This window comes from Streptomyces stelliscabiei (assembly GCF_014873495.1).
Lineage (GTDB): Bacteria > Actinomycetota > Actinomycetes > Streptomycetales > Streptomycetaceae > Streptomyces > Streptomyces bottropensis.
In genome coordinates this window covers 2,392,737-2,414,483 of record NZ_JADBGF010000001.1, presented here as the reverse complement: position 1 = coordinate 2,414,483, position 21,747 = coordinate 2,392,737, and the positions used below count along the sequence as shown (strand labels likewise).

The window sequence follows — 21,747 nt, the reverse complement described above, 5'->3', positions numbered from 1 at the left end:
CGCGGGGGCCGTCCGGCGCAGGCCGCCGACCGGCCGGTGACCCGCCGGTGACCGGGCGCGGGGCGGATCCCGACCGGCTGCTTCAAGTCACCTTTCGGTAAAAGGCGATACGTCAACACAGGTCGTCAACAGCACCTTCCCGGCCGGATCTTGCCCGACAAGGTCCGGCCGGATGTGTGTATGGTCACTTTGCGACACTCGCGCAACTCGCCTCGAACGTAACCGTTCGGTTGTTTCGCGCACCGGTGAATCCTGCCGTGCGACGGCCCTACGCCCTTGACAGCCGCATGTTTCATTGCCGACACATCGGGCCGGGTCCGGCGGATTGTGTTGCTGCGGACCGCCGACACGCCATAGAGTCGCCAGCTGTCGGCATGGTGCCACGCTGACCTATCTAGAAGTTTCCTGGTCACCAAGGAGGTAAGACGACTTGTGAATGAGTCGACATTTACTCCCGGGGGTGGTCAACCAGGAATGCCTGCGCCGGTCTCGGGTCCCACGGGGTTCGCGGCTGTCGGCTCGGTCGCTGTCCGCACCTTCGCGGCCCACCAGAGTCCGCAGGCAACTCCGACAGCACTCCAGAGCATGGATGGCCAACACGTGAACGCCATGGCCGGCGACGGAAGTGGCGGGGTCCACAACCACTTCGCCGACTACGACGAGCTGCCCGACGGGCACTTCTACGACCCCGACGCCGAGTACGAGCCCGATCCGGAGTACGCGGCCACGCTCGCGCCCGACGCGGCCCGCCAGCGCCGCGAGCGCATCGGTCCGACCGGTCGCCCGCTGCCGTACTTCCCGATCCCGGGCCCGCTGACCGACCACGGTCCCGCGAAGATCATCGCGATGTGCAACCAGAAGGGCGGCGTCGGCAAGACGACGTCGACCATCAACCTGGGGGCCGCGCTCGCGGAGTACGGCCGCCGGGTCCTGCTCGTCGACTTCGACCCGCAGGGCGCCCTCTCGGTCGGCCTCGGTGTGAACCCGATGGAGCTCGACCTCACTGTCTACAACCTGCTCATGGAGCGGGGCATGTCGGCGGACGAGGTCCTGCTGAAGACCGCGGTCCCCAACATGGACCTGCTGCCGAGCAACATCGACCTGTCGGCGGCCGAGGTCCAGCTGGTCTCCGAGGTCGCGCGCGAGTCCACCCTGCAGCGGGCGCTCAAGCCGCTGCTGGCCGACTACGACTACATCGTGATCGACTGTCAGCCCTCGCTCGGCCTGCTCACCGTGAACGCCCTGACGGCCGCCCACAAGGTGATAGTTCCCCTGGAGTGCGAGTTCTTCGCACTGCGCGGGGTCGCGCTGCTGACCGAGACCATCGAGAAGGTCCAGGAGCGGCTCAACCCCGACCTGGAGCTCGACGGCATCCTCGCCACCATGTACGACTCTCGCACCGTGCACAGCCGTGAGGTTCTCGCGCGCGTCGTCGAGGCGTTCGACGAGCACGTCTACCACACGGTCATCGGGCGCACGGTCCGCTTCCCGGAGACCACGGTCGCCGGTGAGCCGATCACCACGTACGCCTCCAACTCCGTCGGCGCCGCCGCCTACCGCCAGCTCGCCAGGGAGGTGCTCGCCCGGTGTCACGCCGAGTGAGTCTGCCGGGGGCCGACGAACTCTTCCGTACGACAGGGGGAATGGCGCTGCAGCCGTCCACTCCCCGGCGGGGGGCCAACGGAGAAGCCCGTGTGCCCGCTCCCGCCGGGGACAGCGACGGGGCCGCCGCCGCGGAGGACGCTCCACCGTCCGTGCCCGTGCGGGGCGGTGACGGCGAGGGGGCCGAGCATGTGGCCGCGGACGCCGAGTCCGACGGCGAACAGCCGCGCAGCCGCTCCGCCGCCGTCGGTGCCGAGCGGGCCGCCGCGGCCGGACGTCTGCCGAAGCCGCAGGAAGGTTCAGCCGCCGCCGGGCCCCGCAAGAAGGGGCGGGCCTCCGGGCGCCGGCCCAGCGGGCGGGAGCGGCACGACGAGAAGATCACCGTGTACGTCTCCGCCGAGGAGCTCATGGATCTCGAACACGCGCGGCTGGTGCTGCGCGGGGAGCACGGGCTGGCCGTGGACCGCGGGCGGATCGTGCGGGAGGCCGTCGCCGTGGTGCTGGCGGATCTGGAGTCCCGGGGAGACGCGAGCATCCTCGTCCGACGGCTTCGTGGGCGGTAGGGGTAGCCTGCGGGGGCTATGACCTCGTTCGACTCCTCTGGCCCGGCTTCCGGTGGTTCTGCCGGTCGTCGCCGTGCGCTGGGTCGGGGGCCGTCGGCTCCGCCGGTCGAGCAGGCTGAGCCGGCCGAGCAGGTCCAGGCGCCGTCGTCGGCCGACGACGGCGGGGCGCACGCGGTGGAAACGGACGAGGTGCTCCCCGCCGAGGAGGCACTCCCTGTCGGGGAGGCACTGCTCGCCGAGGAGGCGCTCACCGCCGTCGAGCCCCAGGATCCGGACGCGCCCGACGACGGGGTCTTCAAGGTCCGGCTGGCCAATTTCGAGGGCCCCTTCGACCTCCTCCTCCAGTTGATCTCCAAGCACAAGCTGGACGTCACCGAGGTCGCGCTCTCCAAGGTCACCGACGAGTTCATGGCGCACATCCGGGCGAGGGGGCCGGACTGGGACCTGGACGAGACGACCGAGTTCCTCGTCGTCGCCGCCACCCTCCTGGACCTGAAGGCGGCGCGGCTGCTGCCCGCCGCCGAGGTCGAGGACGAAGCGGATCTCGCGCTCCTCGAAGCCCGGGACCTGCTCTTCGCCCGGCTGCTGCAGTACCGCGCGTACAAACAGATCGCGGAGATCTTCAACCGGCGGCTGGACGAGGAGGCGCGGCGGTATCCGCGGACCGTCGGGCTGGAGGCGCAGTACGCGGAGCTGCTGCCCGAGGTGGTCATCAGCATCGGGGCGGAAGGATTCGCCAGGCTGGCCGTGAAGGCGATGCAGCCGAAGCCCAAGCCGCAGGTGTACATCGACCACATCCACGCGCCGTTGGTGAGCGTGCAGGAACAGGCCGGGATCGTCGTCGCGCGGCTGCGGGTGCTGGGGGAGGCGTCGTTCCGGGTGCTCGTCGAGGACACCGACGACACCCTCACCGTCGTCGCCCGCTTCCTCGCGCTGCTGGAGCTGTACCGGGAGAAGGCCGTGGCCCTCGACCAGGAGACGGCGCTCGGGGATCTGCTCGTGCGGTGGACCGGCGGGGACGGGGGCGCGGAGCCCGTGGTCACCGACGAGTTCGACCGGCCGCCCCAGCCGCCCGAGTCGCCCAGGTCGCCAAAGACGCCGGAGTCGCCCGAGGAGGAGAAGGCGTGAGCGAGGAGAGAGCCGGCGGGCCCGGAGGCCCGCGCACCGTCGCCGACCTCGACCTCAAGCCCGCCCTGGAGGCCGTCCTCATGGTCGTGGACGAGCCCGCGACGGTGGAGCACCTGTCGAAGATCCTGGAGCGCCCCAAGCGGCAGATCGCCAAGGCGCTCAGGGAACTGGCCGACGACTACGCGGTGCAGGGGCGTGGTTTCGAGCTGCGGCTGATCGCCGGGGGCTGGCGGTACTACACCCGGCCCGAGTACGCCGCCGCCGTCGAGCGGTTCGTGCTGGACGGTCAGCAGGCCCGGCTGACCCAGGCCGCGCTGGAGACGCTGGCCGTCGTCGCGTACCGGCAGCCGGTGAGCCGGAGCAGGGTCTCCGCCGTGCGTGGAGTGAACTGCGACGGGGTCATGCGCACCCTCCTCCAACGGGGTCTGGTCGAGGAGGCGGGCGCGGAACCCGAAACAGGTGCGATCCTGTACAGGACGACGAACTACTTTCTGGAGCGGATGGGCCTGCGCGGCCTGGACGAGCTCCCGGAACTCGCGCCCTTCCTCCCGGAGGCTGAGGCGATCGAGGCCGAGACACTGGAGGGGGTCCCGTCGTTCGATCCGGACGCCCCGGATTCCGAGGACGCAGACGACAAGACGGAACTTTGATGCGAAGCAGCAGCGGCAGGAACAGCAGCGGAAACAACGGCGGGAGCCGTGGTGGCAACAGCGGCGGCCGCGGCGGGAACAGCGGTGGCCGCGGCGGGAGCAGCGGTGGCCGCGGTAACAACCGCGGTGCCGGGAACGACCGCGACGACAGGCAGGGCGGCCGGCCGAAGAACCCGCGCCCGGAGGAGCGGCGCTACGACGTGGGCCCCGGCGCCTCCCCGGAGGGGCCGAAGTCGGGCCGCGGCGCGTCCGCGCGCGGTGGCGCCAAGGGCGGCCCCAAGCAGTCCCCGGGCAGTGGGCGGGGCCGGTGGGCCCCGGCGACCTCCCGCGAGTACGACGCGCGGGCGGAGGAGCGCAACCGGGAGCGGTACGCGGACAAGAAGGACGTCAAGCTGCCCAAGACCTTCCCCGGCGCCGAGCAGGAGGGCGAGCGGCTGCAGAAGATCCTCGCGCGCGCGGGCTACGGCTCCCGGCGCGCCTGCGAGGAGCTGATCGAGCAGGCGCGGGTCGAGGTCAACGGCGAGATCGTGCTGGAGCAGGGCAAGCGCGTCGACCCGGAGAAGGACGAGGTCAAGGTCGACGGGCTGACCGTCGCGACCCAGTCGTACCAGTTCTTCTCGCTGAACAAGCCGGCCGGTGTCGTGTCCACGATGGAGGACAACGAGGGCCGTCAGTGCCTCGGCGACTACGTGACCAACCGCGAGACCCGCCTCTTCCACGTCGGACGGCTCGACACCGAGACCGAGGGCGTCATCCTGCTCACCAACCACGGTGAACTGGCGCACCGCCTGACGCACCCCAAGTACGGCGTGAAGAAGGTCTACCTCGCGCACATCGTGGGCCCGATCCCGCGCGACCTGGGCAAGCAGCTCAAGGACGGCATCCAGCTGGAGGACGGGTACGCGCGCGCGGACCACTTCCGGGTCGTGCAGCAGACCGGCAAGAACTACCTCGTCGAGGTCACCCTGCACGAGGGGCGCAAGCACATCGTGCGCCGGATGCTGGCGGAGGCCGGATTCCCGGTCGACAAGCTGGTGCGCGTGGCCTTCGGGCCGATCACCCTCGGCGACCAGAAGTCCGGCTGGCTGCGCCGGCTGTCGAACACCGAGGTCGGGATGCTGATGCAGGAGGTCGACCTCTAGGGTCGTCGGAGCGTACGAGCAGGGGCCGGTCCCGGGTTTGCCTTCGGGGGCGGCCCTTTGCCGTTCCCGGTGCCGGTCTTGCCGTTCCCTTCCCCGTAAAAGGGTTGTGCCGCCACGCCTCGTCCTTTTATAGTCGTTCTGACTATTACTCACGGTGGCCATGAAGAGGGTGATGGACATGACCTCACCGGCGGGCTACGACAAGCACGCGTACGAGCCCTTCGCCGTCACCGTCGACCTGGCCGTCTTCACCGTCCGCGCGGGCACCCTCCAGGTGCTGCTCGTCGAGCGCGGGCAGGAACCGTACGAGGGCCGCTGGGCGCTGCCGGGCGGGTTCGTGCTGCCGGGCGAGTCCGCGGAGGAGGCCGCCTGGCGCGAACTCGCGGAGGAGACCGGGGTCTCGGACGTCCCCGGCCTCCACCTGGAGCAGCTGCGGACCTACAGCGAGCCGGGAAGGGACCCGCGCATGCGGGTCGTCACCGTCGCGTTCGCCGCGCTCTTCCCGGACCCGCCCGTCCCGCACGGCGGCGGCGACGCGGCCCAGGCCCAGTGGCTGCGGTTCAACGCCATCGGCCCGCTCGCCTTCGACCACGACCGCATCCTCGCCGACGCCCACGAACGCGTCGGCGCCAAGCTGGAGTACACCTGTCTCGCCACCTCCTTCTGTCCGCCCGAGTTCACCCTCGGCGAGCTGCAGCAGGTCTACGAGACCGTGTGGGGCACTCCGATCGACCGGCCCAACTTCCGGCGCAAGGTGCTGGCCACGCCGGGCTTCGTCGAACAGGTGCCCGGCGCCGCGCGCCTGACCGGCGGTCGCGGCAAGCCCGCCGCGCTGTACCGGGCGGGCGGGGCCACCGCCCTGCACCCGCCCCTGCTGCGACCCACCACGGAAGGACGGCCCTGATGACCACGACGCTGCGTACGAAGCGCTCGGCCACCGGATCCCTGCTCGGCCTCGCCCTCGGAGACGCCCTCGGCCACCCGACGGAGTTCAACGACGTCCCGTCGATCCTCGCCACGTGCGGACCCTGGCGGAAGATGGCGCTGCCGAAGCCCGCGATCGTCACGGACGACACCCAGATGACGCTGGCGCTGGCCCACGGGCTGCGGGCGGCCATGGACCGCGGATCACTCGGCGCCGAGGCGCTGGAGCGGGCCGTCCGCAAGGAGTTCGTGGAGTGGTCCCGCTCCCCGGAGAACAACCGCGCCCCCGGCCACACCTGCCTGGTCGCCTGCGACCTCCTCGCGGTCGAGCGCCACCCCTGGCAGTTCGCCAGCCAGATCCACTCCAAGGGCTGCGGCGCCAACATGCGGGTCGCCCCTCTCGGTCTGATCGGCCCGCTCAGCGACGAACAGCGCGCCGGCGCGGCCCAGTTGCAGGCCGCCCTCACCCACGGCCACCCCACCGCCCTCGCCGCCTCCGACCTCACCGCCCACGCGATACGCCTGCTGTCCCAGGGCGCCGACCCGATGGGCCTCGTCGGCCGGCTGCGGTCGTACGCCTACGAGAACCGCGCCCACTACCACGCGCGCTGGCTCGGGGACCTGTGGACCTACAGCCAGGACCCCTCGCCCGAGCACTACATCTCCCGGGGCTGGGACGAGTGCCTGGAGGCCCTGGACCGTCTCCAGCAGGCCCTGCGGCTCCCGTCGCCCGAGACCGACCCCTGCGCGGCCACGGGGGAGGGCTGGATCGCCGAGGAGGCCCTCACCACCGGGCTGCTGTGCTTCCTGCTCTTCGTCGACGAGCCCGTCACCGCGCTGCGCCGCGCCGCCTGCACCTCGGGCGACTCCGACTCCATCGCCAGTCTCGCCGGGGCCTTCGCGGGCGCCTACCACGGCCCGGACGTCTGGCCCGCCGAGTGGGCCGACCGGATCGAGTACCAGAGCGATCTCGTGTCGCTGGGGGCTCTCTGGGACGCTTGAGGGATGACCGACGCCCTGACCGACGCCCTCGACATCGACCTGGCCCCCGTGGTGGCCGAACAGCCCGACCCCCTGCTGTTCGCCACCGTCTCCGGAGCCCACCTGTACGGCTTCCCCTCGCGCGACTCGGACGTCGACCTGCGCGGTGTGCATCTGCTGCCCGCGGCCGAACTGGTCGGGCTGCGCGATCCGGAGGAGACCCGGTCGAGGATGTGGGACCGGGACGGCGTCGAGATGGACCTCGTCACGCACGACCTGCGCAAGTTCGCCCGGCTGATGCTGCGCCGCAACGGCTATGTGCTGGAGCAGCTGCTCTCCCCGCTCGTCGTGCACACCGGTGAGTGGCACCGCGAACTGGTCGCGCTCGCCCCCGGGGTCCTCACCCGGCACCACGCCCACCACTACCGGGGGTTCGCCCTCACCCAGTGGCGGCTCTTCGAGAAGACCGGTGAACTCAAGCCGCTGCTCTACACGTTCCGGGTGCTGCTCACCGGCATCCACCTCATGCGCAGCGGCGAGGTGCAGGCCCATCTGCCCACCCTGGTGCCGGAGACCGAGGAGGCCCCCGCCTATCTGCCGGACCTCGTCGCGGCGAAGGCGGCCGAGGAGCACGGCAAGGCGGACGTCGACCGGGAGCGCGTGGCGGCGGACGTGGAGCGGCTCCAGGGGGTGTTGGAGGAGGAACAGGCCCTTTCGGTGCTGCCCGAGAACCCGGCCGCGTACGACGCCCTGCACGACTTCGTCGTCCGCGTCCGGCTGGAGGGCCTGAAGGGCTGAGGTGATCCGCGGGGCCGAGGCCCCGCGCGGCTCAACGACCCCGTGCGGTGCGCAGGGCCGACGCGCGCCGGGTCCGTACGACGAAGTCCTCGACCCCGGCCAGGTCCGGTTCCGCCGGCAGAGGGCTGCGGTCCGCCGCGTCCGCGGCCTCCGTCGCCAGCCTGGCCATCCAGGTCTCGACCCGGGCCCACGGCACCTCGCCGCGTTTCACCGCCAGCAGGGGCTCGCGCTGATCGCCCACGTCGACGGTCAGCTCGCCCGTGCGCAGCAGGTCCCGGCAGCTCATCAGGAGGCGGAGCAGATGCATCGCGTGCTTCCAGCGGGGGGCACCGTGGGTGCGGATGTCCGCGTCGAGCTTCTTGCGCTGGCCGAGGGCGTAGCGGGCGAACGTCTCGTGGGCCCGGCGGGACAGGAACGCCCCGCGCAGGGCGAGCAGTTCACGGCCCGTGGCGTCGACGTGCTCCACCAGGGGGGAGTGCAGGCACTCCAGGATGTTGGGGTTGGCGCGCAGGGCCAGATGACAGAAGCGCTCCAGCTCCCAGCCGAACTGCTCCTCCGCGGGGCCCTCCACGTGTGTGGGCGGCTTCTCGAAGCGCCAGAACAGCTCGGTGGGGGCCAGGAAGACGCCCCGCCGGTCCGTGTCGCTGTCGTCCGTCGCGAGACCGAAGGCCCGCGACCCCATCACGCAGGCGTAGATCGTGTGGTCGCGGACCAGATCGTGCGGGTGCGGGGGCTGCATGCCCGGAGCGTACGGGGTGGATCAAGGCCGCAGAATCGAATTTCCCGCGACGGTGATCTTCTCCGAGGGCAGCGGCTCGGTGGCCGGTCCGTGGACCACGGCCCCGTCCGCGACCTTGAACTTGCTGCCGTGGCACGCACAGTCGATCGTGCCGTCCGAGACGCTGCTGACGATGCAGCCCATGTGGGTGCAGACCGCCGAGAAGGCCTTGAAGTCGCCCTCCACGGGCTGCGTCACGACGATCTTCTGCTCGTCGAAGATCTTGCCCCCGCCCACCGGGATGTCGGCCGTCTTCGCCAGTTCCTCGCCGCCGTCCGCGGCGGTGCCCCCGGGGGAGGACCGCTCCGTGGTGTCGCCGCCGTCGTCCCCGCCGTACTCACCGCACCCCATGAGCAGCGCCGCCGTGCCCGCCGCGCCCGTGGTCAGCACCGTGCGCCGCGTGGAACCCATCGTCATGTCGTCACTCCGAACGTGCGGAAGAACCAGAGGGCGGAGGACAGCCAGACGACCGTGAGCGCGGTGAAGACGAGACCGCCGACGATCGGCAGGAGCCAGCCGGGGAGTCGCTCCGAACGGAGCAGCAGCATCTTCGCACTGAATCCACCGAAGAAGAAGCAACCCAGGAGGGAGTGCCACAAAACGCGTGTTTCGTACGTCTGGAAGCCGAGGGCGTACAGACAGTGCACCGCCACCGGCACGGCGAGCAGGAACGCCGCCCGCCCCGACCAGCGGTGCAGCACCCCCGACCATCTCGGGCCCGGCAGCCTCCCGTACATCATCAGCGCCGACGTCAGCTGCACCAGCGCGAAGCCGAACGCGGCCGTCGCCAGCCATGACTTCACCGCGCCCGTGCTGCTGAAGCCCGCGAGGTTGAACGCGGTGCCCGCCGGGTCGTGCGCCCTGCCGTAGACGCCGAGGGCGACCGCCACGGCGCAGGCCACGAGGGCCGGCACCAGATAGCGGGAGGCGCCGGCGGGGGCGCGCGCCGGGGTGGGCGGGGAGGGGAAGTCCTGGGTCGCGGCGTTCGGATCGACGGTCATGAGCTGCCCTCCGGGGTGACGGGGCGGGCCGTGAGCTGTTCTCCGTCGACCGTCACGGTGCCGGTCGCGGGGTCGATCTCCGGAGCCGCTGCGGGCTCGCCGTCGCGCTTGAGAATGCCGACCTGACGGCCGTCCGGCAGCACGATCCAGCCGCCGTCGACCCTGGCTCCGCGTACGTTGCCGGTCGCGCGGTACAGCCCCGAGGGCTCGACGGTCCTCGGTGCGGTGAAGTCGTACGCGTGACCGGCGATGTCGACCGTGCCGGTGATGCTCCCGCCCTTCAGGGTGCCGTTCAGCTCGGCGCCGTCGCCGCCCGTGAGCCGCATGCCGCCGTCGTCCCGTACGTCGCCCTTGAGCCATGCCTCCTTGTCGCGGCCGTCGCAGAAGTAGGCGACCGCCCTGCCGTCGCGCAGGGTCACCGCGACGGCGGCCGAGTCGTCGTCGGTGCGGCCCGCGTAGTCGGCGTCGGCCGGCGGGGCGGGGACCGGTGACGGCGAGGTCTTCGCCGACGGGCTCGGCGGCGGGCTCGGCGGCGGGCTCGGGGTCGCCGAGGCGGGCGGTGGGTCGGTCGTGGCGGACGCCGAGTCGGCGCGGGTCCCCGTCGTCGCGTTGAGCGACAGCATGAACAGGGCCAGCAACAGCCCGCCGAGAAGGGTGAGAAGTGGTCCGGAGCGCTTCATGGGAGCCTCCCCCGAGGCGTGGCGCGGACGGCCTCCTTCATGGAAGCGGACGCACGGGGCGCCGTCCAGGGGCGTACCGGGGTGTTTCGACCCAAGTGGCGGGACAGTGACGTTCGCATGACATTGTCCGGGTCTGCGGCCGTGATCCGCCCTCGTGGTCGCCTTTCGGCCAGGCTTTCGGCAGGCAGGCGTCGCGCACCGGTCCGGGCCGGATGACTAGGCTGGTCGTACTAGGCCGGGATGTACAGCAGTGAGGAGCAGAGCCGTGGCGGTACGAGCGGTCCGGGGCGCCGTCCAACTCGAACGGGACGAGGCGGGGCACATGGACGAGCAGGTGGGCGAGCTGCTCACCGCGGTCCTGGAGCGCAACGGGCTCACCCCGGACGACCTGATCAGTATCTGGTTCACGGCCACCCCCGACCTGCACAGCGACTTCCCGGCCGCCGCCGCGCGCAAGCTCGGCATCGTCGACGTGCCGCTGATCTGCGCGCAGGAGCTGGACATAGAGGGCGCCCTGCCCCGGGTCGTACGCATCCTCGCGCACATAGAGTCGGACCGGCCGCGCTCGGACATCGCGCACGTGTACCTGGGGGCGGCGGCCGCACTCCGCAAGGACATCGCCCAGTGAGAACCGCACTCGTCATCGGCACCGGGCTGATCGGCACCTCCGCCGCCCTCGCCCTGGCCCAGCGCGGTGTCACCGTCCACCTCGCCGACCACGACCCCGAGCAGGCCCGTACGGCCGCCGCGCTGGGCGCCGGCACCGACGAGGCGCCCGGGGGCCCGGTGGACCTCGCGATCGTCGCGGCCCCGCCCGCGCACGTGGCCGCGACCCTCGCCGACGCCATGCGGCGGGGCCTCGCGCGCGGCTACCTAGATGTGGCCTCCGTCAAGGGCGGCCCCCGCCGTGAGCTGGAGGAACTGGGCCTCGACCTCACCTGCTACATCGGCTCGCACCCCATGGCGGGCCGGGAGAAGTCCGGCCCGCTGGCCGCCACCGGTGACCTGTTCGAGGGCCGGCCCTGGGTGCTCACCCCCACCCGCGACACCGACACCGAGGTCCTGAACCTCGCCCTGGAGCTGGTCTCGCACTGCCGGGCCGTCCCGGTGGTCATGGACGCGGACACCCACGACCGGGCCGTCGCCCTGGTCTCGCACATGCCGCACCTGGTGTCCAGCCTGGTCGCCGCGCGGCTGGAGCACGCCGACGAGTCGGCCGTACGGCTGTGCGGGCAGGGCATCCGGGACGTGACCCGGATCGCGGCCTCCGACCCGCGCATGTGGATCGACATCCTCTCCGCCAATCCCGGCCCGGTCGCCGATCTCCTCACCGACGTCTCCGCCGACCTCGACGAGACCGTCCAGGCCCTGCGCGCCCTCCAGGCCGGCGACGAGGCCAAGCGCCGCGAAGGCATCACCGGCATCGAGGACGTCCTGCGCCGCGGCAACGCGGGCCAGGTCCGTGTCCCCGGCAAGCACGGGTCCGCGCCACGGGTCTACGAGGTGGTGGCGGTACTGATCGACGACCAGCCGGGCCAGCTGGCCCGCATCTTCGCCGACGCGGGCGCCGCCGGCATCAACGTCGAGGACGTCCGCATCGAGCACGCCACCGGGCAGCAGGCGGGTCTGGTGCAGTTGATGGTGGAGCCGAAGGCGGCGGTGGTGCTGACGGGGGCGCTGCGGGAGCGGGGTTGGGCGATCCGGCAGTAGGGGGTGGTGGGTCGGCGGCCGGAGGCCGGCGCAGGCGACGGTGGCGGTGGTGCCGAGCGGGGCTGGACGATCCGGCAGGAGAGCCCGGCGGCCGTGGGGCCGGGGCGGTGGTGGGCAGGGCCGGACGGGGCATGCGCACCCAGTACCCTTGTCCGGGGCGCTTTCCGTCCCGCCCCACCACCTCGGACCAGGAAAGGTGCTCCCCAGTGGAACGCGCCACAGTGATCGTTGCCATCGACGGCCCCTCCGGCACGGGCAAGTCGAGCACCTCGAAGGCCGTGGCCGCGCAGCTCGGGCTGAGCTACCTGGACACGGGCGCCCAGTACCGGGCGATCACCTGGTGGATGGTCAACAACGGCATCGACATAGATGACCCCACGGCGATCGCGGCCGTGGCCGGCAAGCCGGACATCGTGTCGGGGACGGACCCGTCAGGGCCGACCATCACCGTCGACGGCACGGATGTCGCCGGGCCGATCCGCACCCAGGAGGTCACCTCCCGGGTCAGCGCGGTCAGCGCCGTCCCCGAGGTGCGGGCGCGGATCACCGAACTGCAGCGGACCATCGCGGCGGACGCCGCGAACGGCATCGTCGTCGAGGGCCGCGACATCGGTACGACCGTACTTCCGGACGCCGACCTGAAGATCTTCCTGACGGCCTCCCCCGAGGCCCGCGCCGCCCGCCGCAGCGGCGAGCTGAAGGGCGCCGACGTCCAGGCGACCCGCGAGGCCCTCCTCAAGCGCGACGCGGCCGACTCCAGCCGCAAGACCTCGCCGCTCGCCAAAGCGGACGACGCGGTCGAGGTGGACACCTCGGACCTCACGCTCCAGCAGGTCATCGAGTGCGTGGTCACCCTCGTCGAGGAGAAGCGGGCGGGCGAGTGAGCGAAGCCGCCACGGGCCGGGCCGCGTCGCCCGAGGTTCCCTCGCCGCTCGGCGCCGAGGTGGGCCGGCGTATCGGCGTGGGCCTGATGTACGGGCTGTGGAAGCCGCGCGTGCTGGGCGCCTGGCGGGTCCCCACGACCGGCCCGGTGATCCTCGCCCCCAACCACTCCCACATCGTCGACGGCCCCATGGTCATCGGCGTGGCGCCCCGGCCCTCGCACTTCCTGGTCAAGAAGGAGGCGTTCGTCGGTCCGCTCGGCCCGTTCATGCGCGCCGTCGGCCAGGTGGAGGTCGACCGCTCGACCGCCGACCGCACCGCCATCACCCGCGCTCTCGCCGTCCTGGCGGGCGGCGGTGTGCTGGGCATCTTCCCGGAGGGCACGCGGGGCGAGGGAGACTTCGCCTCGCTGCGCGCCGGGCTGTCCTACTTCGCCGTGCGCAGCGGAGCGCCGATCGTGCCGGTGGCGGTACTGGGAAGCACCGAGCGGCGCGGACGGTTGGTCAAGGGGCTGCCCCCGTTGCGCTCCCGCGTCGACGTGGTCTTCGGTGACCCGTTCGAGGCGGGCGACGGCAGCGGACGGCGTACGCGCAAGGCCCTCGACGAGGCGACCGTGCGCATCCAGCAGCAGCTCGGCGCGCACCTGGAGCATGCCCGGCGGCTCACCGGCCGCCGGTAAAACGCCGGGCGTCCGATCGGGCGCTGGGCGACACTGAGTAGTGGACCATCCGACGACGAGCCGGGTGTTCCACCGATCACCACGATGAACTACGAGGTACGGACTTCATGAACGACCAGTTTCCCTCCGAGCACGAGCACGGAGAGCTTGGCGACGCCGAGTACGCGCAGTTCATGGAGCTCGCCGCGGAAGAGGGCTTCGACATCGAGGACGTCGAGGGCGCGATCGACGAGGCGGGTCACGGACCGCTGCCCGTCCTCGCCGTCGTCGGCCGTCCGAACGTCGGCAAGTCGACGCTCGTGAACCGCATCATCGGCCGCCGTGAGGCGGTCGTCGAGGACAAGCCCGGCGTCACCCGCGACCGCGTCACCTACGAGGCGGAGTGGGCGGGCCGCCGCTTCAAGGTCGTCGACACCGGCGGCTGGGAGCAGGACGTCCTCGGCATCGACGCCTCCGTCGCCGCCCAGGCCGAGTACGCCATCGAGGCCGCCGACGCCGTCGTCTTCGTCGTGGACGCCAAGGTCGGCGTCACCGACACCGACGAGGCCGTCGTCCGGCTGCTCCGCAAGGCCAACAAGCCCGTGGTGCTCTGCGCCAACAAGGTCGACGGCCCGAGCGGCGAGGCCGACGCGACCGCTCTGTGGTCCCTCGGCATCGGCGAACCGCACCCGGTCTCCTCGCTGCACGGCCGCGGCACCGGTGACATGCTGGACGCCGTCCTGGAGGCACTTCCCGAGGCGCCCGAGCAGAGCTTCGGCACGGCGGTCGGCGGTCCGCGCCGTATCGCCCTGATCGGCCGCCCGAACGTCGGCAAGTCCTCCCTCCTGAACAAGGTGGCGAACGAGGAGCGCGTCGTCGTCAACGAGATCGCGGGCACGACCCGTGACCCGGTCGACGAGCTGATCGAACTCGGCGGTGTCGTCTGGAAGTTCGTCGACACGGCGGGCATCCGCAAGCGCGTCCACCTCCAGCAGGGCGCCGACTACTACGCCTCGCTGCGCACCGCGGCGGCCGTCGAGAAGGCGGAGGTGGCGGTCATCCTCATCGACGCCTCCGAGACCATCTCGGTCCAGGACCAGCGCATCGTGACGATGGCGGTCGAGGCCGGTCGCGCGATGGTCATCGCGTACAACAAGTGGGACACCCTCGACGAGGAGCGCCGCTACTACCTGGAGCGGGAGATCGAGACCGAGTTCGGCCAGGTCGCCTGGGCGCCCCGGGTCAATGTCTCGGCGCGCACCGGCCGGCACATGGAGAAGCTGGTCCCGGCGATCGAGACGGCGCTGGCCGGCTGGGAGACCCGCGTCCCGACGGGCCGTCTGAACGCCTTCCTCGGCGAGCTGGTCGCCGCCCACCCGCACCCGATCCGGGGCGGCAAGCAGCCCCGCATCCTGTTCGGCACCCAGGCGGGCACCAAGCCCCCGCGCTTCGTCCTCTTCGCCTCCGGCTTCATCGAGGCGGGCTACCGACGCTTCATCGAGCGCCGGCTGCGTGAGGAGTTCGGCTTCGAGGGCACCCCGATCCACATCTCGGTGCGGGTGCGCGAGAAGCGCGGCAAGAAGAAGTAGTCCCACCGTCGCCGGCGCACACGTGTGAGGAGGGCGGCTGTCCGAAGGTCCGGTGACCTCGGGCAGCCGCCCTCCTCATGTGTCCCTGCGCGCCGCTTCGCGTCTCTGCGTGGTCAGAGACCTCGGCGCGGGTTCGGGGGCAGGGGCGACGGGATGTGGTGCATCCCGGTGTGTCCGGTGGGGATCCGCCCGACCGGCTGCCACACGGCCGCCGTGCCGGACGTGTGGCCGGGCTGGTTCTCGCGCTGGGTGGCGAGGTGACCCGCCGCGTGCCGGGCGGCGTACGAGGCGGAGGTGTACGACCCGGTGGCGCGCGGCCCGCCCGAGCCGTGCGACAGGTTGCCGAAGCCCGTGAACCCCATGTCCTCCTCCCCGTGCCGGTCACCCGGCAGGGTCCGGTAGGTCCTTACCCACTCCGCGTAGAGCGTGTCGTAGATGGGTGTGGACGAAGGGTCCTGAGTCGGCCGCATGGACGGGATCGACTGATAGGACTGGCGGCGGGGAACCTCGTATGCGTGCACGCCTGTGCCAACGACCCCGCCCCGGAAGGGATGCGCTACCTCAACCATTCAGCCTCCGGGAAGGGATCGCGCCCCGAGGGGGCGGGTCGTCACGGCTTCGGCGGGTGGACGCTCAGGTGCCGGCCAGCGGCAGGGTCGCCGCCACCAGCTTCCCGTTCGCCGCGGCCCTGTCGAGCGCGTCCCGCAGCAGGTCCTCCCGCGGCTGCCGCCCGATCGAGCCCACCGGCGCCGCGAACATCAGCACCTGCTGATGCTTGTTGGCGGCGGCCCGCCACGCGTCGGCCACCTGCAGCGCCTGGTGGGCCTGCCACCACGCGACCGGTGAACCACCGGTGGTGCCCGGCTGCAGGATGGCGTGCAGCTGACCCATGGCGAGCAGGACCGACCAGCCGTGCAGCACGGGCGGTACGGAGTCGATCTGGGGGAGCGGCATGAAGCCCTGCTCGATGAGCAGCGGCAGGAAGTCGTCGCCGACGCCCGTCGTGCCGGGGCGGGCGATGGGGGCGGTCGGCTCGACGACCAGCGCCGGGTGCAGCTCGCCGCTGAGCAGGATCAGTCCGCTGGTGACGCCGAGCACGGCCTGCTCGGGCGCGGCCTGGACCGGGTTGTCCCCGGCGATGGAACGGGCGGCGCCCTGCAACTGCTCCTCGGTGACCTGGACGACCTGGGAGGGCAGACAGGTGGAGTGGGCGAAGGCGAGCACGGCTGTCTCGTCGCCGACGAAGAGGACGGTGCTGGTGCGCTCCTGCTCGGAGTCGCCGGGGGTGCGGCACGACGTGCAGTCGTAGCCGCCGGGGGCGTTCTCTCCGGCGAGCAGCCGGTCGGCCTCTTCGTCGCCGATCTCGGCGCGTACCTCGTCGCTGACCTCGAGCATGCGCGGCACGGGTGGCTCCTCGGGATGCGGTGCGTGTCGGTGCCGGGTGGCGCCCGGCCCCATGAGCGCGGAGGTTCCGGCTCATGCAGATGACAACGGACGATCTGTGGCCGGAGTCACGCCCGAGGACGAACGGAATCGAACCAACCGCAGCGCAGGGTGAACTCGTGGGTGGAATCGGTTACTCCGCGCCAACTTCGCCGAGGTCCGGGGAAGTTGATCCGGTGAAGTGAGTCACAGGCTATCGGGCCACTTGGTCGACATATCCGGAAATCAGGGAATGAAATGGGTGGCCGGATCTGGCTGCTACTTGCGGTAACGGCGAACTGGCCTCGCACGACAGGCGATTGCTTGCTGACAGGTCGTCAACCTCCCTACATTCCCGGCCGTGTGCAACGAGCACCGCTCGGGTACGTCCGCCGGTCGCGCAGAGCAGGACAGCGTGCAGCACCACCGCGGCGGACGGGGCGGAGCGCGACACTCGCGTCCATGCGCGGGAAGCGCCCCGCCCTGGGGGACCCCGGGTCCGTGGAGAGGGATCTTCATGTCCGAATGTGCCGACACCACGCGCGGCAGCGCCCGGAAGACGCGTACGACGGCCGTCCTCGCCGGGGCGGCGCTGCTCGCCCCGCTGGGCCTCCTGGCCCTCACCGGCACCGCCTCGGCGGCCGACAGCGGAGTGTGGGACCGCATCGCCAAGTGCGAGAGCGGCGGTGACTGGCACATCAACACCGGCAACGGCTACTACGGCGGACTCCAGTTCGCCGCCTCCACCTGGCGCGCGTACGGCGGAACCGCCTACGCGGCGACCGCGGACCGGGCCTCTCGGGCCCAGCAGATCGCGGTCGCCACCAAGGTCCAGCGTGCCCAGGGCTGGGGAGCGTGGCCCACCTGCTCCCGTCGCGCCGGCGCGGCCGGCAGCGCGCCCGGCGCGCCCTCCGCCGACGCGGCCGCGACCGGATCGACCCGGCGGGTCACCCCCGCGCGCCCGCAGAAGTCCGTCGAGGCGGCCCCGTCGCGGCCCGTCGGACACGCGGACCGGGGTTCGTCCCGCGGCGACTACACCGTCCGGCAGGGCGACACCCTGAGCGGGATCGCCGCCCGGCACGGGACCACCTGGCGGCAGATCTACGCGGCCAACAAGGCCGTCATCGGCGGCGACCCCGACATGATCGTGCCGGGCCGGCGCCTCGACCTCTGACCCCGCCACCCGCAGGTCCGCGCTCCCGTCAGGCGAGTTCGGCCGCCTCGCCGCCGAACGCCAGGGTCCCGCGCCGCAGTTCGTACACCAGGACGCCCGGCACACCGCGCAGCCCCGACGGCAGGCGCTGTTCGGCGACGACCACACACGCGTCGAGGCGGCTCAGCAGTGCGTACGTGCGGGCCGCGACGGCCGGTGACATGCCCTGGGTGGGTTCGTCGACGAGGACGACCCGCCTGTGGGCCGACAGGGCACGGGCGAGGGCGAGCATGCGCTGCTCTCCCCCGGAGAGGGTGCCGGCGCGGCGGGGGAGCAGGGCTTCCAGCCGTGGGTAGGCGTCCAGGGCGTACGAGAGGTCCGGCGCGGCCAGTTCGAGGTTCTCGCGCACGGTGAGCGAACCGAAGACGGCCCGCCGCTCGGGCACGAGGACGAGGCCCCGCCGGGCCCGCTCGTACGCCGGTGTGCGCGTGACGTCGGCCCCGTCCCACACGACGGCGCCGCCGGAGAGCGGGACCGTGCCGGCGAGGGCCCGCAGCGCCGTCGTACGGCCGGAGCCGTTGCGGCCGAGCAGCACGGTGAGGCCGGGGCCCGGGACGGCGAGGGTGAGGCCGTGCAGGGCCTCCAGGGGGCCGTAGCGGACGCGGGCGTGGCGGAGGGCCAGGAGGGTCATCGGTCCACCGCCGGGTCGAGCGGGTCGAGGGTGCCCGGTGTGCGCAGGACGTGGTCGGCGGGGCCGGAGGTGACGATCCGGCCCGCGGCCATGACGTGCACGACGTCCGCGAGGTCCGCGACGAGGTCGAGGTCGTGCTCGACGACCAGCAGGGCCATGCCGTCGTCCGCGAGGGCCCGTAGCACCCGGGCCAGGGCGGCCACCTCGGCCGTGTCGAGTCCGGCGGCGGGTTCGTCGAGCAACAGCACACGCGGGTTCCCGGCGAGGGCCCGCGCCAGCTCGATCCGCCGCAGCGTCCCGGTCGGCAGTCCGGCCGCCGGCGCCGTCCGCACAGCCCCGTCCAGCCCGAACAGCCGCAACGCCCGTTCCACGGCTGCCGGATCGGCGCGCCGCCCCTGCTCGGCGCCCACCCGTACGTTCTCCGCCACGGTCGACGAGGGGAAGACGGCCGGCTGTTGAAACGTCCGGGCGATGCCGAGCCGGGTGCGGGCGTGCGCCGGCAGCCTCGTGATGTCCCGCCCGCCGAGCCGCACCCGCCCCTGCCCCGGCCGCAGCGACCCGGCGAGACAGTGGAGGAGGGTGCTCTTCCCGGCACCGTTGGGCCCCACCACCGCGCTGACCCGCCCCGGCGGCACGTCGAGATCGACACCGTCGAGGGCCGCGAGGCCGCCGTGGACGAGACGGAGGCGGCGGGCCCGGAGGAAAAGGGGTGGGGGAGGGGTGCCTGAGCGGGCTGCGGGCTGTGCCTCGCGCCCCTCCGCGCCGGCTTCGGCCCCGGCGAGGCGGAGAGCACCGCCCGAGGGGGGTGGGTCTCCGGCCCGCTCCGCGGGGCGGGGGGTCGCGGACCCGCCCTGGTCCGCCTCCGTCGCGCCCGGTCCGCCCCGGCCCGCCTCCGCCCGGCCGTCCGTCGAGGCCGCCGAGGCCCCGCTCATGCCCCGCCCGTCCCTAGCGGCGCTCCCGACGCCCGCCATGCCCGCGCGTACCCGCTCCCGGGCCCGTGCTCCCGTCGGCGTCAGCTCGTGACGGAGGCCCGGCCCCGGCCGGAGCCGGGCGAGGGCCGCTCGTACCGCCTCCTGGGGGCCGCCCGGGAAGCGGCCTGCCAGGACGGCCAGGACGCCGATGAGTGCCGCCGCGACGCCGCCCTTCGTGCCCGCGTCCAGACCCACCAGCAGGGCGGCCGCCGCGAGGGCGCCGAGTGTGCTGTCGGCGCCCAGGACGACGATCGCGGCGAACCAGAGGAGGCCGCGGACGGGGTCGTAGGCGCCGGGGTCGAAGGCGCGGACGCCCATGGTGAGCATGCCGCCGCCGAGGGCGGCCAGGGCGGCGCCCGTGACGAACGCCGCCAGCTTCAGCGACGGGACAGGCACACCCGCCGCCGACGCGCCCGACTCGTGGTCCCGCAGGGCGGCGAGGGCCCGCCCGGTGCGGCCCCGGCACAGGGTGTGGGTGGCCAGCAGGGCCAGGGACAGCAGCCCCAGCTCCAGGACGTAGTACGCCCGGTCGCCCTCGAACCCCGTAGGGCGCGTCGGGGTCAGCCCCGAGGTCGCGTACGGCTGGGCGAGGACGAAGCGGCTCACGCCGACGCCCACGGCGAACGTGGCGAGGGCCGGCGCCAGACCCTGGCGGCGGATGGCGGGCCAACCGGTCAGCAGGCCGAGCGGGGCCACCAGAAGGACGGCGACCAGGAGGGCGGTCAGTTCGGGGAGGGCGGGGAACAGGGGGAGGCGGCCGGCCGACAGCAGCGCGGTGAAGAGCGCGCCCAGACCCGCGTACGCCGCCTGGCCCAGGGAGATCTGGCCGCCCCGGCCCGTCACCACCACCAGGGAGAGCAGGACCACGCCCAGCGCCGGGACCTGGACGGCCGTGTGCAGGTCCTCGCCCGCGAAGCCCAGCGGGATCAGGAACAGCGCGAGCGCCACGATCCACGCGCCGGCGGGGGTGCGGACCCGGGCGGTCGCCGTGCGGGGCAGCGCGTCACGAGTCCCCACCCCGGGCAGGACGAGGGCCGCGACCAGCAGGGCGACCACGAAGAGGTTCGCGCCCACGGCCTGGAGCAGCGGTTCCGCCCGGCCCGACGGGTGGAACCGGGTCAGCTGGCTCTGGGCGACCCCGATCCCCAGCGCGACCGGCACGGCCACCCCGAGACGGCGCATCCGGGCGGCGACCGCCACGGCGATCACCTCCATCACCAGCAGCGGCAGGCCGTACGGGTCGAGGCGGACGTAAGGAGCCAGCAGCACGCCCGTCAGGCCCGCCGTGAAGGAGCCGAACGCCCAGCCCGCGGCGGCCACCCGGTCGGCGTCGATACCGCCGAGGACGGCGAGGGAGCGGTCGTCGACGACGGCGCGCAGCTCACGGCCGAAGCGCGTCCAGCGGGTGACCGCGCCGACGGCCGCCGCGACGGCCACGGCCACCGCCAGCTGACCCCAGGGGTCGGCGGACAGCACGGTCGGCACGTCGTCCCGCGCCCCCTGCCCCCACAGCAGCACGGCCCCGCCGACGAGGAGGACGAAGACGCCGATCGAGGCGACCAGCGTCTGTGCCGGGTCACCGCCGAGCACGGCGAGCGGGCGGAAGACGAGGCGCTCCAGGGCCAGGCCGAGGGCGGGGGCGACCAGGAACAGGGTCACGAGGGTGCCGAGCCAGAGCGGCCACCCCCACTCCACGGTGCACTGGCGCAGCAGGTACGCGCACACCATGGCGATCGCCCCGTGCGCGAAGTTGAGCACACCCGTGGCCCGGTACGTCACGATCAGGCCGATGCCGCTGAGGGCGGCGGCGCTGCCGACCGACAGTCCCGCCAGCGTGAGGTCGTACGTCAGCGAGGCCATCAGCCCTCCGCGGGCCCGGCGGGGTCGCTGCCGGCGGGTGCCTCGCAGATGGGGCAGGGGCGCAGTTCACCGCCGGCCAGGACGCGCGAGTCCACCGGCACCGCCTCCGCCTTGCCGGCCACCAGCGGGCAGTCCGCGCGGTGCCACAGGGTGCCGCCGGGCACCATCAGCAGCCTGCCGCTGACGGCGAGCGGGGCGGTGGCCGCCTGCCCGGACGCGTCGGCGCCGGAGGGTTCGGCGGCGACCAGGAGGCCGTACAGCTCCTCGACCCGCGAGACGGCCAGGGCGCTCCTGCCGTGGGCGAGGAGGACCGAGCCCGCGATGATCAGCGCGGCGCCGGGGACCGTGCAGGAGGCCAGGTAGGGGAGCTGGCGTTCGGCGAAGCGTTCGCCGGAGACGCCGTACCAGCCGACGACGCACAGCACCGCCCCGCCGGCGAGCGCGGCCCAGCCGGCCCAGAGAGCCCACAGAAAGGGCCGCACGCTCCGCGGTCGGGCTGTCCGCATCCGGGCCTCCACACGTCGTGTGTCTGTCCATCTCAGCCGATGGCTTGCACTATGCCCC

23 protein-coding genes are annotated in these 21,747 nt (G+C 72.8%); 14 read left to right on the top strand and 9 right to left on the bottom strand.

Annotation, left to right across the window (positions count from 1 at the left end; translation table 11 throughout):
* The first annotated feature begins 474 nt into the window (after positions 1 to 474).
* The 8 genes from H4687_RS10555 to H4687_RS10520 all read left to right on the top strand — a co-directional run bounded on the left by H4687_RS10555 (position 475) and on the right by H4687_RS10520 (position 7,788).
* On the top strand, positions 475 to 1,602 hold the full coding sequence (locus tag H4687_RS10555) for a ParA family protein (protein ID WP_078907264.1): 1,128 nt from the start codon (positions 475 to 477) through the stop codon (positions 1,600 to 1,602).
* On the top strand, positions 1,587 to 2,165 hold the full coding sequence (locus tag H4687_RS10550) for a hypothetical protein (RefSeq protein WP_078907265.1): 579 nt from the start codon (positions 1,587 to 1,589) through the stop codon (positions 2,163 to 2,165). Before H4687_RS10555 ends, H4687_RS10550 begins: the two co-directional genes overlap by 16 nt.
* A gap of 18 nt (positions 2,166 to 2,183) precedes the next feature.
* Complete coding sequence (locus H4687_RS10545; RefSeq protein ID WP_078907266.1) at positions 2,184 to 3,293, top strand: segregation and condensation protein A; 1,110 nt, start codon at positions 2,184 to 2,186, stop codon at positions 3,291 to 3,293.
* The gene (scpB, locus tag H4687_RS10540) at positions 3,290 to 3,943 is read left to right on the top strand and encodes an SMC-Scp complex subunit ScpB (protein ID WP_046916263.1); all 654 of its coding nucleotides are present in this window, start codon (positions 3,290 to 3,292) and stop codon (positions 3,941 to 3,943) included. Before H4687_RS10545 ends, scpB begins: the two co-directional genes overlap by 4 nt.
* Positions 3,943 to 5,085: a pseudouridine synthase gene (locus H4687_RS10535; RefSeq protein ID WP_046916264.1), complete on the top strand. Its 1,143-nt coding sequence runs from the start codon at positions 3,943 to 3,945 to the stop codon at positions 5,083 to 5,085. The genes scpB and H4687_RS10535 overlap by 1 nt, the downstream gene beginning before the upstream one ends.
* Before the next feature lie 178 nt (positions 5,086 to 5,263).
* Positions 5,264 to 5,989 carry an NUDIX hydrolase gene (locus H4687_RS10530; RefSeq protein ID WP_020114365.1) on the top strand — a complete coding sequence of 242 codons (726 nt, stop codon included), beginning with the start codon at positions 5,264 to 5,266 and terminating at the stop codon, positions 5,987 to 5,989.
* Positions 5,989 to 7,011, top strand: coding sequence for an ADP-ribosylglycohydrolase family protein (locus H4687_RS10525; protein WP_046916265.1), 1,023 nt, complete (start codon positions 5,989 to 5,991; stop codon positions 7,009 to 7,011). The genes H4687_RS10530 and H4687_RS10525 overlap by 1 nt, the downstream gene beginning before the upstream one ends.
* Before the next feature lie 15 nt (positions 7,012 to 7,026).
* On the top strand, positions 7,027 to 7,788 hold the full coding sequence (locus H4687_RS10520) for a nucleotidyltransferase domain-containing protein (protein WP_046916270.1): 762 nt from the start codon (positions 7,027 to 7,029) through the stop codon (positions 7,786 to 7,788).
* Positions 7,789 to 7,819: 31 nt separating this feature from the next.
* On the opposite strand, the gene H4687_RS10515 is transcribed toward H4687_RS10520, so the two are convergent.
* From H4687_RS10515 to H4687_RS10500, 4 genes are read right to left on the bottom strand one after another with little or no spacing between them, the layout of a single operon-like run.
* Complete coding sequence (locus H4687_RS10515; RefSeq protein ID WP_046916266.1) at positions 7,820 to 8,527, bottom strand: nucleotidyltransferase domain-containing protein; 708 nt, start codon at positions 8,525 to 8,527, stop codon at positions 7,820 to 7,822.
* A gap of 21 nt (positions 8,528 to 8,548) precedes the next feature.
* A complete protein-coding gene (locus tag H4687_RS10510; RefSeq protein ID WP_046916267.1) occupies positions 8,549 to 8,983 on the bottom strand; it encodes a Rieske (2Fe-2S) protein in 435 nt (144 codons plus the stop codon).
* The gene (locus tag H4687_RS10505) at positions 8,980 to 9,567 is read right to left on the bottom strand and encodes a DUF6529 family protein (protein ID WP_050398495.1); all 588 of its coding nucleotides are present in this window, start codon (positions 9,565 to 9,567) and stop codon (positions 8,980 to 8,982) included. Before H4687_RS10505 ends, H4687_RS10510 begins: the two co-directional genes overlap by 4 nt.
* Positions 9,564 to 10,247 carry a hypothetical protein gene (locus H4687_RS10500; protein ID WP_050398497.1) on the bottom strand — a complete coding sequence of 228 codons (684 nt, stop codon included), beginning with the start codon at positions 10,245 to 10,247 and terminating at the stop codon, positions 9,564 to 9,566. The genes H4687_RS10505 and H4687_RS10500 overlap by 4 nt, the downstream gene beginning before the upstream one ends.
* A 265-nt stretch (positions 10,248 to 10,512) precedes the next feature.
* Between H4687_RS10500 and aroH the strand changes: the two genes are divergently transcribed.
* The 5 genes from aroH (at position 10,513) to der (ending at position 15,086) form a co-directional block, all read left to right on the top strand.
* The gene (gene aroH / locus H4687_RS10495; RefSeq protein WP_005484950.1) at positions 10,513 to 10,875 is read left to right on the top strand and encodes a chorismate mutase; all 363 of its coding nucleotides are present in this window, start codon (positions 10,513 to 10,515) and stop codon (positions 10,873 to 10,875) included.
* On the top strand, positions 10,872 to 11,957 hold the full coding sequence (locus tag H4687_RS10490; RefSeq protein ID WP_046919880.1) for a prephenate dehydrogenase: 1,086 nt from the start codon (positions 10,872 to 10,874) through the stop codon (positions 11,955 to 11,957). The genes aroH and H4687_RS10490 overlap by 4 nt, the downstream gene beginning before the upstream one ends.
* Positions 11,958 to 12,178: 221 nt before the next feature.
* A complete protein-coding gene (gene cmk / locus H4687_RS10485; protein ID WP_192781808.1) occupies positions 12,179 to 12,841 on the top strand; it encodes a (d)CMP kinase in 663 nt (220 codons plus the stop codon).
* Complete coding sequence (locus H4687_RS10480; protein WP_005484956.1) at positions 12,838 to 13,518, top strand: lysophospholipid acyltransferase family protein; 681 nt, start codon at positions 12,838 to 12,840, stop codon at positions 13,516 to 13,518. Before cmk ends, H4687_RS10480 begins: the two co-directional genes overlap by 4 nt.
* A 107-nt stretch (positions 13,519 to 13,625) precedes the next feature.
* Positions 13,626 to 15,086, top strand: a complete 1,461-nt coding sequence (der, locus tag H4687_RS10475; protein ID WP_046919878.1) for a ribosome biogenesis GTPase Der — start codon at positions 13,626 to 13,628, stop codon at positions 15,084 to 15,086.
* A 113-nt stretch (positions 15,087 to 15,199) separates the two neighbouring features.
* On the opposite strand, the gene H4687_RS10470 is transcribed toward der, so the two are convergent.
* Together H4687_RS10470 and H4687_RS10465 are read right to left on the bottom strand one after the other, a co-directional pair.
* Complete coding sequence (locus H4687_RS10470; protein WP_046919877.1) at positions 15,200 to 15,556, bottom strand: hypothetical protein; 357 nt, start codon at positions 15,554 to 15,556, stop codon at positions 15,200 to 15,202.
* Positions 15,557 to 15,719: 163 nt separating this feature from the next.
* The gene (locus tag H4687_RS10465; protein WP_046919876.1) at positions 15,720 to 16,490 is read right to left on the bottom strand and encodes a hypothetical protein; all 771 of its coding nucleotides are present in this window, start codon (positions 16,488 to 16,490) and stop codon (positions 15,720 to 15,722) included.
* Positions 16,491 to 17,025: 535 nt separating this feature from the next.
* Between H4687_RS10465 and H4687_RS10460 the strand changes: the two genes are divergently transcribed.
* Positions 17,026 to 17,682, top strand: a complete 657-nt coding sequence (locus H4687_RS10460) for a LysM peptidoglycan-binding domain-containing protein (RefSeq protein ID WP_046919875.1) — start codon at positions 17,026 to 17,028, stop codon at positions 17,680 to 17,682.
* Positions 17,683 to 17,710: 28 nt separating this feature from the next.
* Here H4687_RS10460 and H4687_RS10455 read toward each other — a convergent pair whose 3' ends face one another.
* From H4687_RS10455 to H4687_RS10445, 3 genes are read right to left on the bottom strand one after another with little or no spacing between them, the layout of a single operon-like run.
* The gene (locus H4687_RS10455) at positions 17,711 to 18,352 is read right to left on the bottom strand and encodes an ABC transporter ATP-binding protein (protein ID WP_046919874.1); all 642 of its coding nucleotides are present in this window, start codon (positions 18,350 to 18,352) and stop codon (positions 17,711 to 17,713) included.
* Complete coding sequence (locus H4687_RS10450) at positions 18,349 to 21,183, bottom strand: ABC transporter permease subunit (RefSeq protein ID WP_050398498.1); 2,835 nt, start codon at positions 21,181 to 21,183, stop codon at positions 18,349 to 18,351. Before H4687_RS10450 ends, H4687_RS10455 begins: the two co-directional genes overlap by 4 nt.
* Complete coding sequence (locus tag H4687_RS10445) at positions 21,183 to 21,689, bottom strand: hypothetical protein (protein ID WP_046914703.1); 507 nt, start codon at positions 21,687 to 21,689, stop codon at positions 21,183 to 21,185. Before H4687_RS10445 ends, H4687_RS10450 begins: the two co-directional genes overlap by 1 nt.
* Positions 21,690 to 21,747: the final 58 nt, after the last annotated feature.

What these genes read in the sequence shown, in the direction of transcription:
- H4687_RS10555 (WP_078907264.1), top strand. Translation starts at nt 475, where the DNA reads ATGCCTGCGCCGGTCTCGGGTCCCACGGGGTTCGCGGCTGTCGGCTCG.
- H4687_RS10545 (WP_078907266.1), top strand. Translation starts at nt 2,184, where the DNA reads ATGACCTCGTTCGACTCCTCTGGCCCGGCTTCCGGTGGTTCTGCCGGT.
- H4687_RS10535 (WP_046916264.1), top strand. Translation starts at nt 3,943, where the DNA reads ATGCGAAGCAGCAGCGGCAGGAACAGCAGCGGAAACAACGGCGGGAGC.
- H4687_RS10530 (WP_020114365.1), top strand. Translation starts at nt 5,264, where the DNA reads ATGACCTCACCGGCGGGCTACGACAAGCACGCGTACGAGCCCTTCGCC.
- H4687_RS10525 (WP_046916265.1), top strand. Translation starts at nt 5,989, where the DNA reads ATGACCACGACGCTGCGTACGAAGCGCTCGGCCACCGGATCCCTGCTC.
- H4687_RS10515 (WP_046916266.1), bottom strand. Translation starts at nt 8,527, where the DNA reads ATGCAGCCCCCGCACCCGCACGATCTGGTCCGCGACCACACGATCTAC.
- H4687_RS10510 (WP_046916267.1), bottom strand. Translation starts at nt 8,983, where the DNA reads ATGACGATGGGTTCCACGCGGCGCACGGTGCTGACCACGGGCGCGGCG.
- H4687_RS10505 (WP_050398495.1), bottom strand. Translation starts at nt 9,567, where the DNA reads ATGACCGTCGATCCGAACGCCGCGACCCAGGACTTCCCCTCCCCGCCC.
- H4687_RS10500 (WP_050398497.1), bottom strand. Translation starts at nt 10,247, where the DNA reads ATGAAGCGCTCCGGACCACTTCTCACCCTTCTCGGCGGGCTGTTGCTG.
- der (WP_046919878.1), top strand. Translation starts at nt 13,626, where the DNA reads ATGAACGACCAGTTTCCCTCCGAGCACGAGCACGGAGAGCTTGGCGAC.
- H4687_RS10470 (WP_046919877.1), bottom strand. Translation starts at nt 15,556, where the DNA reads ATGCGGCCGACTCAGGACCCTTCGTCCACACCCATCTACGACACGCTC.
- H4687_RS10460 (WP_046919875.1), top strand. Translation starts at nt 17,026, where the DNA reads ATGTCCGAATGTGCCGACACCACGCGCGGCAGCGCCCGGAAGACGCGT.
- H4687_RS10455 (WP_046919874.1), bottom strand. Translation starts at nt 18,352, where the DNA reads ATGACCCTCCTGGCCCTCCGCCACGCCCGCGTCCGCTACGGCCCCCTG.
- H4687_RS10450 (WP_050398498.1), bottom strand. Translation starts at nt 21,183, where the DNA reads ATGGCCTCGCTGACGTACGACCTCACGCTGGCGGGACTGTCGGTCGGC.
- H4687_RS10445 (WP_046914703.1), bottom strand. Translation starts at nt 21,689, where the DNA reads ATGCGGACAGCCCGACCGCGGAGCGTGCGGCCCTTTCTGTGGGCTCTC.